Source organism: Heminiphilus faecis, from assembly GCF_008728965.1.
Classification (GTDB): Bacteria; Bacteroidota; Bacteroidia; order Bacteroidales; family Muribaculaceae; genus Muribaculum; species Muribaculum faecis.
In genome coordinates this window covers 1-14688 of record NZ_VSMC01000038.1, presented here as the reverse complement: position 1 = coordinate 14688, position 14688 = coordinate 1, and the positions used below count along the sequence as shown (strand labels likewise).

General features: G+C 48.4%; 8 protein-coding genes, 1 tRNA gene and 1 pseudogene. 6 read left to right on the top strand and 4 right to left on the bottom strand.

Annotated elements, in window-relative coordinates:
• The first annotated feature begins 188 nt into the window (after positions 1-188).
• Positions 189-1976: a translation elongation factor 4 gene (lepA, locus tag FW767_RS12190; protein WP_121700411.1), complete on the top strand. Its 1788-nt coding sequence runs from the start codon at positions 189-191 to the stop codon at positions 1974-1976.
• 40 nt (positions 1977-2016) lie between these two features.
• Positions 2017-3411, top strand: coding sequence for a Na+/H+ antiporter NhaA (gene nhaA, locus FW767_RS12185; RefSeq protein WP_121700410.1), 1395 nt, complete (start codon positions 2017-2019; stop codon positions 3409-3411).
• 71 nt (positions 3412-3482) lie between these two features.
• Here nhaA and FW767_RS12180 read toward each other — a convergent pair whose 3' ends face one another.
• The 4 genes from FW767_RS12180 to FW767_RS12165 all read right to left on the bottom strand — a co-directional run bounded on the left by FW767_RS12180 (position 3483) and on the right by FW767_RS12165 (position 11704).
• Complete coding sequence (locus FW767_RS12180) at positions 3483-3977, bottom strand: DUF6291 domain-containing protein (protein ID WP_150980675.1); 495 nt, start codon at positions 3975-3977, stop codon at positions 3483-3485.
• A 320-nt stretch (positions 3978-4297) separates the two neighbouring features.
• Positions 4298-5155 (bottom strand): sigma-70 family RNA polymerase sigma factor, encoded by an 858-nt coding sequence (locus FW767_RS12175; protein WP_121700361.1) that lies wholly within the window; start codon positions 5153-5155, stop codon positions 4298-4300.
• A 176-nt stretch (positions 5156-5331) separates the two neighbouring features.
• Entirely contained in the window at positions 5332-6873 is a 1542-nt protein-coding gene (locus FW767_RS12170; protein WP_121700360.1) for a Do family serine endopeptidase, read from the bottom strand.
• Positions 6874-7120: 247 nt separating this feature from the next.
• Entirely contained in the window at positions 7121-11704 is a 4584-nt protein-coding gene (locus FW767_RS12165; protein WP_148464615.1) for a translocation/assembly module TamB domain-containing protein, read from the bottom strand.
• A gap of 139 nt (positions 11705-11843) precedes the next feature.
• Here FW767_RS12165 and tsaD point away from each other — a divergent pair, with 139 nt between their 5' ends.
• The 4 genes and pseudogenes from tsaD to FW767_RS12145 form a co-directional block, all read left to right on the top strand.
• On the top strand, positions 11844-12860 hold the full coding sequence (gene tsaD / locus FW767_RS12160; RefSeq protein ID WP_121700358.1) for a tRNA (adenosine(37)-N6)-threonylcarbamoyltransferase complex transferase subunit TsaD: 1017 nt from the start codon (positions 11844-11846) through the stop codon (positions 12858-12860).
• A gap of 27 nt (positions 12861-12887) precedes the next feature.
• On the top strand, positions 12888-14147 hold the full coding sequence (locus FW767_RS12155; protein ID WP_121700357.1) for a CinA family nicotinamide mononucleotide deamidase-related protein: 1260 nt from the start codon (positions 12888-12890) through the stop codon (positions 14145-14147).
• A gap of 112 nt (positions 14148-14259) precedes the next feature.
• A tRNA-Cys gene (locus FW767_RS12150) sits at positions 14260-14333 on the top strand.
• A gap of 159 nt (positions 14334-14492) precedes the next feature.
• Positions 14493-14688, top strand: a pseudogene (locus tag FW767_RS12145) (ISAon1 family transposase N-terminal region protein); the annotation flags it as partial.

The following is a 14688-nucleotide window of genomic DNA, read 5'->3' as shown; positions in this document are numbered from 1 at the left end:
AGGCAGAACTTGACAGAATACAAGCCAAAATCAACAGAAGACCGCGAGAAAAATTAGGTTTCTCAGCGCCTCGTATTGAGTTCTTCAAACTATTGACTTAATTTTGCACTTGCTTGTTGACTCTACAACCGTTACTGCACACCTCTTAAACTTGGCTATGTCGGTAATTATATGTAATTTTGCACCCTATGAAACGGATAAGAAATTTTTGCATCATAGCACACATCGATCACGGCAAGAGCACTCTTGCCGACCGATTGCTTGAGTACACCAACACCATTGCCGCCAAAGACTTGCAGGCGCAGGTACTCGACGACATGGATCTTGAACGCGAAAGAGGCATAACCATCAAAAGCCATGCCATACAGATGAATTATGCTCTTGACGGAGAAACGTATACACTGAATCTTATCGACACTCCGGGACACGTCGACTTTTCCTACGAAGTGTCGCGCTCGATAGCCGCTTGTGAAGGCGCTCTGCTTATCGTCGATGCATCGCAGGGCATACAGGCCCAGACCATATCAAACCTTTATATGGCCATCGACAATGACCTTGAGATAATTCCCATAATCAACAAGGTCGACCTTGACAGCGCCAAGCCCGACGAGGTCGAGGACCAGATAGTGGACCTGCTCGGATGCAAACGCGAGGAGATAATACGCGCCTCAGGCAAAACAGGAATCGGTGTTCCGGATATACTACGGGCCATAATAGAGCGCATACCCGCACCACAGGGCGACTCCGAAGCGCCGCTTCAGGCATTGATATTCGACTCTGTATTCAATCCGTTCCGCGGTATCATCGCCTATTACAAGATAGTCAACGGCACAATCAGGAAAAACGATTTTGTAAAATTCGTGTCTACAGGCAAAGAGTATCACGCCGATGAAATAGGTGTGCTCAAAATGGATATGTCGCCACGCGAGTCGCTATCGGCAGGAAATGTAGGCTACATAATATCAGGCATAAAGACCTCCAAAGAGGTTAAGGTCGGCGATACGATAACACATGTAAACCGACCGTGTGACAAAGCCATAGAGGGCTTCGAGGAAGTAAAGCCCATGGTATTTGCCGGCGTATACCCGATAGAGACAGAGGACTTCGAAAATCTTCGTGCTTCGCTTGAAAAGCTGCAGCTCAACGACGCCTCGCTTACTTTCAGCCCGGAATCATCCATGGCCCTCGGCTTCGGCTTCCGTTGCGGCTTCCTCGGGCTACTCCATATGGAGATTATCCAAGAGCGTCTTGGCCGCGAATTTGACATGGACGTCATAACCACAGTACCCAACGTATCCTACCGCGTGTATGACAAGAAAGGTGAAATGTCCGAAGTGCACAACCCCTCGGGGCTGCCCGACCCCACCCTCATCGACCACATCGAAGAGCCATATATAAGAGCATCGATAATCACCGCAGCCGACTTTATCGGCCCCATAATGACTCTGTGTCTTGGGAAACGCGGCGAACTCGTAAAACAGGAGTACATATCAGGCAACCGCATAGAACTTACATTCGACATGCCGCTCGGTGAAATAGTGATCGACTTCTACGACAAGCTCAAGTCCATATCCAAAGGATATGCCTCCTTTGATTACCACATACATGACTTCAGAGAGTCAAAACTGGTCAAGCTCGACATTCTTCTCAACGGCGAAAGCGTGGACGCACTCAGCACGCTGACCCATGTCGACAACGCCGTAAGTTTCGGTCGACGCATGTGTGAAAAACTCAAGGAGCTCATTCCGAGACAGCAGTTTGACATAGCCATTCAGGCCGCCATAGGAGCCAAAATCATAGCGCGCGAAACCATCAAGGCAGTCCGCAAAGACGTTACCGCCAAGTGCTACGGCGGTGACATATCGCGCAAGCGCAAGTTGCTCGAAAAACAGAAAAAGGGCAAAAAGCGCATGAAGCAGATCGGATCGGTGGAAGTGCCTCAAAAAGCATTTCTCGCAGTGCTGAAACTTGATTGACAATATTCTTGTTATAGTTGAATAACTGTTTTTTTGACATATGAAACATAATACATCGGAACCCGATCTGCCACATAAAGTATATTTCTCGGCAAAACGGGCCCTGAAAAGCCACGCATCGGGCGGCAACGTGCTTATCGCCGCGACTGTTCTCGCACTTATCGCAGCCAACCTGCCCGGTATAAATGAACTATACAGCGATTTCTGGAATCAGGAAGTAAGACTTCAGGTAGGCTCATTCAACATATTCAGCCATGCCGGTCATCCGATGACCATGCTCCAGTTTATCAACGACGCTCTGATGGCCATATTCTTCTTCACGATAGGCCTCGAGATAAAACGAGAGGTGCTTGTCGGCGAATTAAGCTCGTTCAAGCAGGCGCTTCTGCCTATTATAGCCGCAGTAGGAGGCATGCTTGTGCCGGTAGGCATTTATATGGTATTAAGCTCCGGAACAGACTACGCCGACGGCGCTGCCATACCTATGGCTACAGACATAGCATTCTCGCTCGGTATTCTCGCCATGCTTGGCAGCCGTGTGCCTGTATCGCTGAAAATATTCCTGACCACACTGGCCGTAGTCGACGACATAGGAGGCATCATAGTCATAGCCGCGTTCTATTCGGCCCATATCGAAGTGATGTATATCGTATACGGACTGATATTGCTCGGAGTCCTGTTTTTGGGATCGGTATTCCGCATACAAAGCAAGATATTCTATATATTCATAGGTGGCGGAGTGTGGTATCTCTTTCTCAACTCGGGCATTCATCCCACCATCGCCGGAGTACTTGTGGCATTCTGTGTACCTGCGACTCCCGTGTTCCCGCCACAAAAATACATTCAGGCTATACGCAGCTCGATTAAAAACTTCAATGCGGAAGATGACGAACTGCTCAATCGCCGATCAATACTCAACAAAGATCAGATGGACTGGCTCAAACAGATAGAGTCGGCCTCCGATAAAGTGATATCGCCGCTTCAGGACCTTGAAGATTCACTGCATCCGCTGGTCAACTACATTATCATTCCTGTATTCGCGTTTGCCAACGCCGGCATAACATTGTGGCACATGCAGCCGTCGGCTATATGGAGCGGCGTAGGACTTGCTATCATCTGCGGCCTCGTATTGGGAAAATTCCTCGGTATATTCATATTCTCATGGACCGCGATAAAGCTGCATCTCGCTCCTATGCCGGAACACTCTTCTTGGAAAATGCTCGCATCGATATCGATGCTCGGCGGTATCGGTTTCACTGTATCGCTTTTCATCGCCAACCTCTCGTTTGGAAGCATGGGGGCACACGGTCTCGAGCTGCTCAATAACGCCAAGCTCGGTATAGTCATAGGTTCACTACTTGCGGGCATACTCGGTTTTATGCTACTGCACCGTACACTGCCCAAAACGGCCTGCGAAGACTCCGGCGAATGCTGATACTCTTCTTATATAATTGATACGTATCGGCTCCGCTGTAAAAACAAGCCACACAGACTGCCATACGCGTATCATACGGCCAACTGACCTTGAGCCGAGGGAGGCCCGGACTCCATGGGCGCCGTATTGCCGGCTATGTACTGTTCTAAGTACTCCTTGTACAGGAAGAGCGGTATGCGGTCTATGCCGTTGCAGGCAAGCAGCGACGACACTCGGTCGACCTCCGACTTGAGCTGACCGTGCGTAAGGCTGCAGCGCTTGGCAAGATGGCGTATGTACTTACGGTCCTGCTTCACAAGACGACCTGCTTCGACGACGGAGGGTGCCCGGTACACCCCAGCAGCGGCCTCGCGGCGACGGCGCTGATAGGACGCGGCCTTGGCCCGGCGGTCTATCACCGGTTTAAGAAGGTTGAACACGCATTGTGCTATCGGATGCAGCCCGGCAGGCCCGGCACCGGTCTTCTGATACTCCCTGATGGCATCGGTAAGCGGCTGCTGAAGTTCTGCGGGAAGCATGGCTATGGACTCGCTCCATGCCTTGTCGAATTTAGGCGTGCGTTTCATAATATGATGATTGGTTAAAGGGTTGTTTTCCCGCAAAGATAATATGACAGGCCACCGTTTTCATGCACAATCGGGCATTAACATTTTGTCCCGGACCCAAACGTCTGTCATGAGGCATCTTAAACCGTCATTTAACGCATGTTAATGCAGAAACCGGAGTCGATTCACATATCGACTGTCACACAAAACACACGCCATTTCCTTAAGAGCGCCGGCACTACGGCGTACACAAAACCACCGTCATGACATAAAAACAAGGACCTGCTTTATGGCAGATCCTTGTTTTAACGATATCTACAAGCCGCTGGCGGCCTGTAATATTATCCTAAGTATGTCTTGAGCAACTTGCTCTTCTGACCTTTGAGCCGCCGTATAGCCTTTTCCTTAATCTGGCGCACGCGCTCACGGGTCAAGTCAAATTTAGCACCTATCTCCTCAAGAGTCATCTCTTGGCAACCTATGCCGAAGAACATTTTCAAAATCTCGCGCTCGCGTTCATGCAATTGTCTTAGCGCACGTTCCACTTCCTTTGAGAGTGATTCCTGAGTGAGAGTAGCATCGGCCATTGGTGAATCGTCGTTGGTAAGGACGTCAAGAAGACTATTGTCCTCACCCTCCACAAATGGAGCATCGACCGAAATGTGGCGTCCCTGTACCTTGAGTGTATCGGCTATTTTCTCTACCGGCACATCCAAAGCATCGGCCAACTCCTCGGCTGACGGGCGGCGTTCATTTTCCTGCTCAAACTTAGACAAGGCCTTGCTTATCTTGTTGAGCGAACCTACTTGGTTCAGCGGCAAACGCACTATACGCGACTGCTCAGCCAAAGCCTGAAGAATAGACTGGCGTATCCACCACACGGCATAGGAGATAAACTTAAATCCGCGGGTCTCGTCAAACTTCTGCGCAGCCTTGATAAGGCCGAGATTTCCTTCGTTGATAAGGTCGGGAAGTGAAAGTCCCTGATTCTGATACTGCTTTGCAACAGATACAACGAAGCGAAGATTTGCACGTGTTAGTTTTTCAAGAGCGGCTTGGTCACCCTGTCTGATACGCTGAGCCAATTCAACTTCTTCCTCTACAGTGATAAGGTCCTCACGACCAATCTCTTGCAGATATTTATCGAGCGATGCACTCTCTCGATTGGTGATTGACTTTGTAATTTTTAATTGTCTCATCTGTAACTACACATGATTTTAAACGTACAAAGGTACAAAATTTTTTGCAAATTTCACGCCTCGTAACGACGATTTTTAAAATAAACTTATGACATAATAACGTGAAAATCCCCAAAACAATTATATGTTTTAGGGATTTTCAAGATTATATATACTCCTTTAATCAATCACGGCTGTCACTCCTGCGACAGATCCACGGCATAGTATACCTTGCGTCCGGTCGGATAGATACCGGTTATAAACATAACCTTGTCGGAGTTATCACTCTTCATGATTGCGTCATAAATTTTCTCGACATCATCCTGATTTTTCACACGTGCGTTGTTGATGTCAAGTATGATAAAGCCCTCCTTTAGTCCGGCCTGCTTGAACTTACCGTCCTTAAGACCTACCACCTGAACACCGGAGGTGATACGGAAATCCCTAAGCTGCTCTGCCGACAGAGACTTGAAAGCACATCCGAGCACCGTAAAGTCATCGGCTTTTGTCATCTTGACATCGCCCTGACTGTTTCGAAGCGTCACTTTGGTAGTATAGGTCTTGTTTTTACGAACATATTTTATTGATACTTTGTCGCCGGGACGATACTTGCTCATGGCAGCCTGAAGCTGTCCGGTATTGTGAACAGAATTGTCATTTATGGCTATGATGACGTCGCCGACTTCAATACCGCCTTCCATAGCGGCACTGCGGTCTACCACCTCGCCGACAAGTATGCCGTCGTTAACAGCCGTTATGTCCTTCTCCTTGGCAAGCTGCGGAGTAAGCTCGCGATACGATACTCCCAACATGGCGCGCTGCACGGTACCGTACTGCTTGATATCGGTCACAATCTTGGTAACCATTGAGGTAGGAATGGCAAACGAATATCCCGCATAGTTACCTGTCTGAGAGTAAATGGCCGTGTTTATACCGACAAGCTCACCGTTGATGTTGACAAGCGCACCTCCCGAGTTGCCGGGATTGACAGCGGCATCGGTCTGTATGTAACTCTCTATACCCATCGAGCGTCCGTTAGTGGCGCTTGATATGCTGCGCGCCTTTGCGCTTACTATGCCCGTAGTCACTGTAGATGTAAAACCGAAGGGATTGCCCACGGCAAGTACCCACTCTCCTACTTTCAGAGCGTCGCTGTCGCCGATAGGTATAACCGGCAGGTCCTTGGCCTCAATCTTAAGCAGCGCCACGTCGGTCGATGCATCGGTACCGATGACCTTGGCATTAAAAGTACGGTTGTCGTTCAACGTGATTTCAAGACGTTCCGCACCGTCGATGACATGATTGTTGGTCACTATATATCCGTCGGAGCTGATGATGACGCCTGAACCGAGACCGAGCTGCTGCTCCGACTTCTCACGCTGCTGCGGCTGCTGACGACGGTTGCCGCCTCCATTATCGGGCGAGCCGAAGAAAAAGTCAAAAAACGGGTCATGGAAAGGAGTAGACTGACTGCGGCCATAACCGCGCGGTGTGGCATAGCTCTTTATGCTCACAACCCCGTTGATAGTACTCTCGGCGGCATGGGTAAAGTCAGTAGGCGGAGTCACAGTGTTGGATACCGTATATAAAGCTCCGCCACTATTGCGCGGGGGCAATATTTCCGTCAAAACCGAAGATTCACGATTGGCGTCAATTGCATCGACAGCAACGACCGTCAAGGCTGAACTGGCAATAGCCACTCCACAAGCCAATAATGCGATTTTAGTGTAGATATTCATAACATAAAAAGATTGGTATGTTAATTTTTAAAATTTCCACTGTTAAAATTTAACGTTTTCTATTTGACGCAAAAATAATGCTTAGTTTAATCCAATCCTAATAAAATGGCACTGCTTAAATCTATTTAATACTAATCAACCGCTTATTAAGTGAATTTGACAATAAATATGTAAATTACATTTAAATATCGGCCCTTACAGCATCTGCAATCCTGAACAGGCTACAGATAAAACCGCTCCCCGTCCACTAATAATCAAGCCCTTCAATACTCACCTTCAAACTGTCAACCGGCATCTTTGTCATATTAGTATCAGGGCGGGAAACATCCTTTTTCTTCTTCAGATGAAGGAAACGCAACAGGTTGTCGAAATCTTTTCGGAACATCACACCGACGCCTTGCGTGGTGAGAGCGGACTTCACATAAAACGCTTGGTCATTGTAGCGATTGTAGGCTTTAAGTCTTATATTACCGCTCTTGTTGAGCAGATATTCTATGTCAAAGTCACCGATAAACGAATTATTGTTCAACGTCTTGTCGCGATAGCCGAAGTTACCGTTAAACAACAGCCGGTTATTGAGCAGATAGCTTGACAGGGCGAGATCGACTTCCATGTCGCTGAAGTCGCCGCGATCGCTGCGTATGTTGGGCGCTATGCTCCAATTGTCGCTCAACTGACCGAGCATCGAGCCAAGCTGCGATGATATTGTGGATGACGCTACCGAAACAAGCTCATTGCCCTTTGTCGTAGAACCCATATAATCAGGCGTATAGAAGCGATTCAGGGCAAGCAGATAGATTATCTGACGGTTCATCATGTCCTCGGTGCTCACAATACTTCGCACCTTGCGATAAGTGTCCTGAGTAAGCGTAGGAAACTCAAGGTCAAACTTTATATCGGGCTGACGCATATCGCCGTTCACTTTCAGCAAGGCATGCACAGGCACATTGGTCCGGTTCAGTTCACGGTCCTGCAGAAACGACTCGTCGAGGTCACTCAGATTGGCATTGACCGAATATATGGCCTCAATGTCAAGTGTGGCGGCCAGCGGATCGCCGTGAAAGGCTATCGAACTTCCGGGCTTTATGGTAAAGTCTTTTATTATTATATCCTGAAGAGTGAAGTTATAGCTTCCCTGCGCCAGAGTATACGTACCGAACATACGCATATCATCGTCGGCCGATGTATATTCGATGCGCAGATTACCGTTGCCGCGCGCCTTTATGCGGTCACCGCCCACTGGGTCCATGATAAGTATCATCTCTCCGTCGGGAGTGGCATCGACCTGCAGGTTCATTCTGTATATGGATGACGACGAGTCCTCCATGTTAAGACGGGCATAGTGCTCTTTCAAGCGTTTCATAGCCGCAGCACGCGGATCTTCTACCGACAGCAGAAGGTCGCCCTTTATACCGTCACGGTCACGGAAAGTCATGAAAGTGTATTCGTCGGCAGCTTCAGTATCAGACAATACAAACGTGAATGTCGACTTAGGCGCAGTGGATATGCTTACATTCATATCTATGAAACCGGGCACCCCCTTTATATGAGCCATGCCATTGCAGAATATGCGTCCATACCAGTCGGGGCTTATACGCGAGTTCACATCAAAACACAGAAAATCACGTGCATCGGTGACATTGAACTCAAATTCCGGCTCCTTGAAGCACTTGTGTGTGACCCATCCGTCCAGATGTGCCTTGTTGCCAAACATATCCTGCAGCGTCACCGCACCGAAAGCTATTCGTCCCGGCGTAAGATGTATCGAGTCGGTAGTAGTATAATATGTATTGGTGAAGTCAAGTTTTATCCTGAGGTCTTCGGCAAATATGTCGCCTGTCATGTCGATGAATTTGAATGTTCCGTAAAGCCGGGCGTCGCCGGAGGCGTATCCGCTGATATCGGAAGTAAATGCCTCCATATAAGGCTTCATGAATTTCACATCAATGCGGTCGGCCTTGAAGCGGAAGTCGAGAGCCTCGTCCATCGGATAAATGGCCCCGTCGATATAAGTCTTGCGACCGTTGGGCTGCGATACGGTAGCCATAATATCAACACCTTTGGTGGCATTGTTCCATCCGCTGACAATATCGGCATCGCCAAGCAGCGCGTAGTTGTAGCTGAAACCGTCGACATGAAGCCCCGGAGTCAGTAGCCGAGGCTCTTTGCCGAAAAGCCCCGAAGCATAGAAATTACCGGTGGCGACTCCGCCAAACATAGCATTGCCTATATCGAGTATCTCAAATATATAATCAAGATTTATGTCATTAAGTCTTATGCATATCTCATCGTCAGGTTCAGCGGAAGCGACACCATTGATACGTATAAACTGGTCGGGACGGCCTATGTCGATGTCATCGATTACCACGCGCTCTTTACTTACCGATATCTTCGCCGGATTGACCGTCCACGCAGTATCGTTCAAGACTATGCGGCTCTCATTTATGTCCATGTCTATGTCCAGATTGCCGTCATTGCGCATAAATGCGGCCGATATGTCGACATTGCCCTTGAACTCCCTTTTGCGGTCTATATTCCAGTCAAAACGTGTGTTGACCTTGTCGTCGCCTCCGATAGACGACAGAGCTATAGTCGCGGCCCCTTTTTTAGTAGGATACAATGTTGTCGCAAAAAGCTCTGACATGTGCTCCTCTCCGTCTATGGCAAGCAATAACGAAGTATTGTCTATGAATTTGTTTTTCTGTAAAAGGTTGGGAGCGTCAATAGTCAGTTGCATGGACTTTTCGGACTGATCCATGGCGAGCGACAGAGCCACAGGATGCAGTATCCTTACCGGCGACTTGAAAAACTGCAGCCATCGGTCGGTTGTCTCGTTCTCCTTTATGTCAAGTTTAAAATCAAAAGCCATGTTGTCATATGCCGACGCCACATGTGGCTTCGGCCCGGCATCGGTAGAGAACAGAGCTGGAAATACCTCTGAAAGTATATCTTTCGCAGTCGGGACAATATGCCTGAAACGATAGTTGCCTTTGATCTGGGCATCAAATATATCGGAGTGCAACAATATATACTGCGGAACGGTGGACCCCGAAGCCATCATGGTAAGATGTTCAAGCGATATGCCGCTGTCCGATGCATCAGCGAAGCGCAGACGGCTTACTTCAGCGCGTCCGTCCATGCTCTCGAAGTCACGGCCTTTAAGATCGGCCGACACATCGCAGGCAAGCCTGTAACCGGGATATCTTTCAGTAAGTCTAAGACTGTTAGGGCTGAAATCGCGTAGGCTCACGTTAAGATTGCAGGCATAATCACCCTTTGTCAGTTTGACTTTACCCGATGCCCTCGCCACGACGTTCTCATCCTCTATGTCGACATAACCGTCAAATTCACTGCCATTTATATCAAGCTTGGCATCGACATTGTTATAGTCATAGCCATTATAGTCGACCCTGTCGATCAATGTCGACACATGACCAGTAAAATCGTGGTCTGCCAACTGCCCGGCGGCATCCATGTGAGCTGTAAGCGTACCGAGTTTATCATTATCAAGCAAACGGTTCAGTTCCAGCTCCTCGACCACAACAGCAGCCATTACCTCAGCCGGGCGTTTTTCAACTATATCCCGGTCATAGCTTGAATTAATCACGATGTTGCCTATGGATGTATTCAGGAGCCCGTCGTATGCCACAGCACCCTTTTTCGCGGAAAGACGGCCCGACATATGTATGTGACGCGTATTGGCAATAATTTTGGATGACTTGGCGGAGAGAGGACCGACCGACGATATGAGATCGGCCAGCGATGATGCGTCGGCATCAACCGACAGGTCCGGCACCGCAACAGACAGATTACCTACATCAGGCAGCCCCGACACTCTCCCGGAGAGCGAAAGTCTCATGTCACCTTCATAAGTGGCGGCGGTTATATTTCGGACTCTGACATCAGATAATGGCCCCGACATATCGAACGACACATCGACTCTGCGATTCATGCCGGCAAACACAGGAACAAAACATGCAAGATCGGAAGTGGCGATATGGCTGCCGTCAAGAAGCTTCACGTCGGCAGGCAGATTAAACATATTGTCAGCCAGTTCGCGCCACCCGTCATAAGTCACTTCCATGTCGGCAAACTCAAGGAGCGACGACGGCATCTCGAGACGCAACCCACTAACGCTTAACCGCGATGTCGAAGCACTGAACACTCCGCCAAATGATTCAATCTCAAGCCCCGACCGCTCTTTAAGAGCCAGACGCTTGACATCTATGACATAATCGTCATTTTTAATACGCGGCAGCAATATATCGGCTTTAAGATCCGTGATCTCAACATGATTGCGGTCAAAACGTCTGTCCGCTTCAGCCTTCGACTTCACGTCATAGCTCAGGCGGCTGCGCCTCACCACGATATTATTGATGCGCAAATCATAATTGACCGGAGGCTTGGTCTTATCCTTGGGCATAAGCCGTTCGATGACAGGCTGGATATTAAGTGGCGCGCCAACGCTGTCGCGCCATAACTTAACGTCAAGGCCGATAATCTCAGCATAAGAAAACACCAATCTCCTGTCCACTACCAGCTTCCAGAACATAAAACCCGCCCCGAGCCTGTCGGCCACAACCGCGGTATCGCCGGGAGCGGTAAGAATCGACACATCGGTCAAAAGCACCTTATTGAACGGAGTCACATCAACCTTGCCTATGTTTACTTCCGCTCCGAGAAGCGACGTAAGTTCACGCTCCCCGATGTCGCGCAATCTTGACTGTACAGCATCGACTGACAATAATATATAAACGGCAACCGGCAATATTATCGCCGCTGCGAGAAGTGTAACGACCAAAGCCCTTAGTATCTTATATATTTTTGTCACGTCGCAATGCCTAAATTCAATGCAAACTTACATAAAAACGGTGGAATATTTTCTTATTGCGCGGAGTTTTTCCTCAATATGAAGGCAAAATTTCAAAATTTCTGCCTAAGTTTGCATAACAATTTCCACTACTATAGTAATGAGCATAACAATACTTGGAATCGAATCATCGTGCGATGACACATCGGCCGCAGTTATACGCGACGGTATCCTGCTAAGCAATGTCATTGCAAGTCAGAAAGTACACGAAGAATACGGAGGCGTAGTGCCCGAACTTGCATCGAGGGCACACCAGCAAAACATAGTACCTGTGGTAGACACGGCGTTGAAACGTGCCGGCATCGACAAACATCAATTGTCGGCAATAGCGTTTACCCGAGGGCCCGGGCTACTGGGCTCGCTGCTCGTAGGCACATCGTTTGCCAAAGGACTGTCACTTGGATTAGATGTACCTATCATAGACGTAAACCATCTTCACGGACATGTATTGTCACACTACATAAAACACACGGAAGATGACAACGTACCCGAATTCCCCTATATCTGTCTGCTTATATCAGGTGGAAACTCACAGATAATATTGGTAAAGAGTCCGAGCGACATGGAGGTTCTCGGACAGACGATAGATGACGCCGCCGGAGAAGCCTTTGACAAGTGCGCCAAAGTTATGGGTCTCCCCTATCCCGGTGGACCGCATATCGACCGTCTGGCTGCAGAGGGAGACTGCCGTAAATTCCGATTTGCCCGCCCTCGCATACCCGGTTTGAATTACAGTTTCAGCGGCCTTAAAACATCATTTTTATACACCTTGCGCGATAATATTAAGATAGACCCCGAGTTCATAGAGCACAACAAAGCCGATCTTGCGGCATCGCTGCAATATACCATAATAGCTATTTTACTTGACAAACTGAGCAAAGCCGTTGAACAGACGGGGGTTAAAACCGTGGCTATAGGCGGAGGCGTATCAGCCAACTCAGGAGTAAGAGCCGCCATCGCCGATTATTGCGCAAAAGAGCATCTTAAGGCATTCATTCCCGAACGTTCGTTTACAACCGACAATGCCGCCATGGTTGCCATAGCGGGATATTTCAAATATCTTGACAACAGTTTCTGCGACTATGATGCGGCTCCGTATGCAAGAGTCACAGTTTAATTAAAAGTACTTACAGAGTTACCATCAATGAACTTATCAGTGATTGCCATAGGCGATGAACTCCTTATAGGACAAGTAATCGACACCAACTCGGGCGACATAGCCCACCGTCTTAATCCGTTTGGATGGAACGTAAACGACGTACAGATTGTAGCTGACGATGCCGACAGTATAAAGACAGCTATCGACCGGGCTTTTCAGTCAAGCGACGTAGTCATTACCACCGGCGGCCTCGGACCGACCAAAGACGACATAACCAAAGCCACGCTATGCTCATACTTCGGCGGCGAGCTCAAAGAGGATCCCGATGTGCTCGACAACGTAAAAAAAGTCATTGAACAGCGAGGGCTTAAACTCAATGACCTCACGGCACGTCAGGCACTCGTGCCGACTTCGGCACGAATAATACAGAATACCGTAGGCACCGCACCGATTATGTGGTTTGAACGCGACGGAAAAGTGCTGATAGCCATGCCCGGGGTTCCGTTTGAAACACGGGAGATGCTTGACACGGCAATTGTGCCTCAGCTTATTGACCGCTTCAAGTCAGACCTTAGCTATGAACACCGCTCCGTACTTGTCATAGGATACAGTGAATCACTGCTCGCGATGACAATTGCCGACTGGGAAAACTCTTTGCCGCCATATCTTCATCTGGCCTACCTGCCTAAACCCGGACTGGTAAGGCTGCGCATAGACGGCACACATAATGACAAGACATTTCTTATCACCGAAATAAACCGCCGCCACATGGAACTGTGCAGGCTACTCGGAGCCAACGTACTGTGTGATCAGGATTTACCAGTAGAAAAGATACTGCAGGATGAATTAAAGCGGCATGGCCTCACTCTGTCTACAGCCGAAAGTTGCACGGGAGGCAATATATCACATCTTATAACATCGGTGCCGGGAAGTTCTGAAGTATTCAACGGCAGCATAGTATCATACAGCAACCAAGCCAAGATGCATTTGCTCGACGTAGCATCGGAAACTCTTGAAAAATATGGAGCCGTCAGCACTCAGGTGGTTGAGGAAATGGCAGAAGGAGCATGTATGGCTCTTGACACTGACTGTGCCATAGCCACATCAGGCATAGCAGGTCCCGGCGGCGGCACAGAGGCAAAACCGGTTGGAACAGTATGCATAGGTATAAAAACACCGGGCGGCACATTCAGCTACTCTCACCACTTTCCCGGCAATCGTCAGCGCGTCATTGTAAGAGCATCAATGACCGCACTTATACTTGCAATAGAGAAAATCAGAGAACTTCCTATACACATAAAATAACTCTTCGCAACAAAAAATGCCAGTTGAGAGTAGGTTCGCAACAAAAAATGCGAAGATAATTTGCACAGATAAAATATTGGTTGTAACTTTGCACTCGCTAACCGCAAGATATGGTTCCTTGGCCGAGTGGTTAGGCACCGGTCTGCAAAACCGTTTACAGCAGTTCGAATCTGCTAGGAACCTCCAAAAGCAAGAAATGGTTAGAATGAGATACTCATTCTAACCATTTTGTTTTGCAACTACTTACAGAGGATTTTGGCTCAGCTGGACTAATGGAGGGCGCATGGTAATAAACCTGTGTTTGTAGAATTAAAATCTTACCTTTGCCTTCAAAATAGAATTGGAATGGAAAAGAATCCGTATATCGAGCTGGCGGAATGTCTTCTGCCGGAAGAAATGATTGAATATTTTGATGTCGTCAAGGTGGATAAAACCAAAGAAACCCTTGATGTCACTTTGGAGGAAAGAGATAATGGAGTTGACGGTTACACTGCCGGGCAACTTCGCCCGAATGGCTTCTATGAGGAAAGCATCGTGCGTG

Bases quoted from the DNA above. Each gene is read 5' to 3' on its own strand.
- lepA (WP_121700411.1), top strand. From the start codon at position 189: ATGAAACGGATAAGAAATTTTTGCATCATAGCACACATCGATCACGGC.
- nhaA (WP_121700410.1), top strand. From the start codon at position 2,017: ATGAAACATAATACATCGGAACCCGATCTGCCACATAAAGTATATTTC.
- FW767_RS12180 (WP_150980675.1), bottom strand. From the start codon at position 3,977: ATGAAACGCACGCCTAAATTCGACAAGGCATGGAGCGAGTCCATAGCC.
- FW767_RS12175 (WP_121700361.1), bottom strand. From the start codon at position 5,155: ATGAGACAATTAAAAATTACAAAGTCAATCACCAATCGAGAGAGTGCA.
- FW767_RS12170 (WP_121700360.1), bottom strand. From the start codon at position 6,873: ATGAATATCTACACTAAAATCGCATTATTGGCTTGTGGAGTGGCTATT.
- tsaD (WP_121700358.1), top strand. From the start codon at position 11,844: ATGAGCATAACAATACTTGGAATCGAATCATCGTGCGATGACACATCG.
- FW767_RS12155 (WP_121700357.1), top strand. From the start codon at position 12,888: ATGAACTTATCAGTGATTGCCATAGGCGATGAACTCCTTATAGGACAA.